At 69.0% G+C, this 4,188-nt stretch carries 3 protein-coding genes; all 3 read right to left on the bottom strand.

Features of this window, described 5'->3' with window-relative positions; genetic code table 11:
- The coding region (locus tag GTP90_RS34965) for a methyl-accepting chemotaxis protein (RefSeq protein ID WP_175048351.1) at positions 1-1,592 on the bottom strand (1,592 nt) is incomplete at its 3' end.
- Positions 1,593-1,693: 101 nt separating this feature from the next.
- Positions 1,694-2,779, bottom strand: a complete 1,086-nt coding sequence (locus GTP90_RS34970; RefSeq protein WP_161087820.1) for a patatin-like phospholipase family protein — start codon at positions 2,777-2,779, stop codon at positions 1,694-1,696.
- 98 nt (positions 2,780-2,877) lie between these two features.
- Positions 2,878-4,188 (bottom strand): efflux transporter outer membrane subunit (locus GTP90_RS34975; protein WP_161087821.1); only part of this gene is annotated, 1,311 nt, incomplete at its 5' end.

Below are 4,188 nucleotides of genomic sequence, written 5' to 3' on the forward strand. Positions count from 1 at the left end.
GGGCGCGTGGCGCGCGGCGCCGGCATCGCTTGCGCGGCCTCGTCGCCCAGCTTGAACGACGCGGCCACATCGGCCAGGCGCGCCGCCTGCTCCTGCATGCTGGCCGCCGCAGCGGCGGCCTGTTCCACCAGCGCCGCGTTCTGCTGCGTCACCTGGTCCATCTGCGTGATGGCGGTGTTGACCTGGTCGATGCCGATGCTCTGCTCGCTGCTGGCCGAGGTGATCTCACCCATGATGTCGGTCACGCGGCGCACGCTGGACACCACGTCGTCCATGGTGCTGCCGGCCTGCTGCACCAGCCTGGCGCCGATGTCGACCTGCTCGACCGAATTGCCGATCAACTCCTTGATCTCCTTGGCCGCCGCCGCGCTGCGCTGGGCCAGGTTGCGCACCTCCGAGGCCACCACCGCGAAACCGCGTCCCTGCTCGCCGGCGCGGGCCGCCTCCACGGCCGCGTTGAGCGCCAGGATATTGGTCTGGAAGGCGATACCGTCGATCACGCCGATGATGTCGACGATCTTCTTGGCCGAGGCGTCGATCGAGCCCATGGTGTCGACCACCTGGCCGACGATGGTGCCGCCGCGCTCGGCCACGTCGGAGGCGGCCTGGGCCAGCTGGTTGGCCTGCCTGGCGTTCTCCGCGTTCTGCCGCACGGTCGAGGTCAGCTCCTCCATCGACGACGCGGTTTCCTCCAGCGAGCTGGCCTGTTCCTCGGTGCGCTGCGACAGGTCCATATTGCCGGCCGCGATCTCATTGGAGGCGGTGGCGATGGTGCTGGTGCCGCTCTGCACCTGGCTGACCACGTTGTGCAGCGCGTCGTTCATGCCCTTGAGCGCGGTCATCAGCTCGCCGATCTCGCAGCCGCTGGTCTCGGCGTCGAAGCGGGTGGTCAGGTCGCCGTTGGCCACGGTGGAGGCGATCGCCACCGCCGACTTGAGCGGCACGGTGATCGATCGCGAGATCACCCACGCGGCCAGCGAGCCGATCGCCACCATCAGCGTTGCCAGCACCATCAGCAGCATATTGCTGCGGGCGTTCGCCGCGTCGATCTCGTGGGCGGTATCGTCGATGGCCTTGCGCTGCAAGGTCAGCAACTCCTGCACCTTGTTCTGGTAGGCCTCGGCCGACGGCATGAACACGTCCTTGTACAGCTTTTCCGCCTGGGCCGCGTCGCCGGCCTTCTTGGCGTTCATGATGTCGGTCTTGGCCTTCTGGTAGGTGTTGCGCAGGCCCATCGACGCTTCGAACACGGCCTTTTCCTGGTCGGAGGACAGCAGTTCCTTGATCCGGCCCAGCAGTTCGCCGCCTTTTTTGGTGCTGGCGCCGATGACGTCGGCAAAGGTGGTCGACAGCGTGTCGTCGCTGCTGCGGGCGATCAGCGCGGTGCGCGCCACGGCCGAGTAGATCAGCACATACCAGTCGGAGGCCAGGCGTTCCTTGGCCAGCGGCTGCTCCATCATGTGGCGGGTGGCGGCGGCGTTGACGTGGGCGTTGTACAAGGCCACCGAGGTGGCGCCGATAGCGAGCAGCAGGACAATGGCGAAGCCGGCGGCGAGCCGGGTGCCGATGCGCAGATGGGTCAGAAAATTCATGTTCATTCTCCGTGGGACGCAACTTGCAGTGCTCAAGTATGCGCCCGTCCGGTGCCGGCTGGCATGAATCTTCGGGGGCTTCTGTTGCTTTTTTGAAACAATCAGAAGGCGGCTGTGCGGGCCAGGTCGGGCCGTTCGCACCAGGCGGCGAAGGCCTCGGCCAGGCGTTCGCTCTCGGCGATGGCGCGGGTCCAGTCGCGCTGGCGGCCGGCGTGGTCCTGGCCGTAGGCCTTGAAGTCGCGGCGGTCGGGCAGCTTGCCGTTGGGCAGGCCGGCGACGAACTCGGGCGAGGGCGAGACCAGGATCACATTGTCCAGGGCCGGGTGGGCCGGTCCGGGGCGGGTGTGGCGCCAAGGCATGGACTTGTCCAGCCAGCCGGGCACGATGTAGTCGCTGAAATGCGGGTACAGCACCAGGCCGGGATCGCGCTGGTAGGGCAGGTGCAGGTGATAGTCGATCAGGCCGCCGTCCCAGTAGTCGCCGGCCGGCGCGCCGGCGATGGCCGACACCGCTTCAAGCACCAGCGGAATCGAGCCCGAGGCCTGCAGCGCTTCGCGCAGGTTGGCCGGGTCGAGGCCGACGAAATGGCCGGCGAAGGCGTCGAACGGCTGGCGCAGCCATTGCGCATCGTCGCGCCGGTTGTGGAACACCACGCGCTCCATCGATGAGGCCAGATGGCGGCGCGCCAGCACGTTGCCGGCGGCCGCGCGCGCGAAGCCGGCCATTTCGCGCCAGCGCTGGCCATTGGTATTGCCCAGCGCGCCCACGCCGCGCGCCGTCAGCACGGAGACGTGATGATCGGGATGGCCGGCCACCTCGGCGGCGCGGCCGTCGAGCAATTCATCGAGCAGGGCGCGGATGGTCTGGCTGACGTAGGCGGGCGTCACCTTGGCCGGATAGCGCTGGCCGGCGTACAGCCGCGCCAGCCGCTGGTGGGCGGCAAGCGGATCGTCGAAGGCCGAGGCCGCCATGCGCCACGCCCCGATCGAAGCGCCGACCAGCTTGCGCGGACGGGGCGCGGCGCGCAGCCAATGGCCGAACATCCAGCAATCGAGGCCGTGGAGGATCAGGCCCTTGGGCCCGCCGGCCGCGGCCGGCACGATAGCGACATCGGCCGCGCGAACGCCCTCAGCCGCGATACGCTCGCGCGCCCGAACGCCAAGCCGAATAATGATAGGAGATGCCATATTAAATTGGGGTCAAGTCTGGCATTCGGACACGAGCTCTTCCGTAGCGACCTCGCTACGGAAGAGCTCGTGTCCGAATGCCAGACTTGACCCCATCTTTATTTGAGGCCGCCGCCCAGGGCGCGGTACAGGTCGATGGCGCTGGTGGTGCGCTGCAGGCGTGCTTGCACCAGCGTCTGCTGGGCGCTGAACAGTTCGCGCTGCGCGTCCAGCACGTCCAATGCGCTGGCGATGCCGTTGTCTAAGCGCAGTTGCAACAGCTTCAGGCGGTCGGCCTGGGCGTCCTGCACGGCGCGCTGCGCGGTGACCTGTTCGCCAAGGTAGTCGCGCGCGGCCAGCGCGTCGGCCACTTCGCGGAAGGCGGTCTGGATGGTCTTCTCGTAGTCGGCCACGGCCAGGTTCTTGCGCACTTCGGCCAGGCTCAGGTTGGCGCGGTTGCGGCCGGCGTCGAAGATCGGCAACGTCAGCTGTGGCGCGAACGACCAGCTGCCCGAGCCGCTGTCGAACAGGCCATGCAGCGACGGGCTGCTGCTGCCCAGCGCGGCCGTCAGGCTGATGCGCGGGAAGAAGGCGGCGCGCGCGGCGCCGATGTTGGCGTTGGCGGAGTTCAAACGCTGCTCGGCGGCGCGGATGTCGGGACGGCGCGTCAGCAGGTCCGACGGCAGGCCGGTCGGCAATGCGCTCAGGGCGTCGATCTGCTGGTCGCTCGGCATGGCGCCGGCAGCGGGGCTGGCGTTGGCCGGCTGGCCGACCAGCAGCGTCAACGCGTTGTCCGCCTGCGCGCGCTGGCGCGCCAGCGTGAGCGCGGCGGCGCGCGCGGTTTCCATCAGCGTCTCGTTGGAGCGCAGGTCCAGCCGAGACGAGGCGCCCACTTCGGCGCGCTGCTGCGTCAACTTGTAGGTGCGGGCGCGCGCGTCGTAGGTCTGCTGCGCCAGCGCGTACTGCTCGGCGTAGGCGCGTTCGGTGTAGTAGGCTTGCGCCACCTGCGCCACCAGGCTGATTTGCGCCGCCTGGCGCGCTTCGTCGGTGGCGAGGTAGGCCGCCAGCGCCGCGTCGTTCAGGCTTTTCACGCGGCCGAAGAAATCCAGCTCGAAGGAGGACAGCGCCAGCCCGGCATCATAGCGCTTGCCGATGCTGGTCTGGCCGCCCGGCGACAGGAAGGCCGGCGTCTTGGCCTTGGTGGCGCCGGCGTTGAGGTTCACGTTCGGCAGGCGGTCGGCCGACTGGATGTCGTACTGCGCGCGCGCTTCCTCGATGCGCAGCGCGGCGGTGCGCAGGTCGCGGTTGTTCTCCAGCGCGGCGGCGATCAGCTGCTGCAGGCGCGGATCGGTGAAGTAGTCGCGCCAGCCGGTATCGGCGGCGTCGCGCGTGCCGGCCGCCGGCGGCAGCGGCACGCTGGTGCGCGCGGC

Source organism: Duganella vulcania, assembly GCF_009857655.1.
Lineage (GTDB): Bacteria > Pseudomonadota > Gammaproteobacteria > Burkholderiales > Burkholderiaceae_D > Rugamonas > Rugamonas vulcania.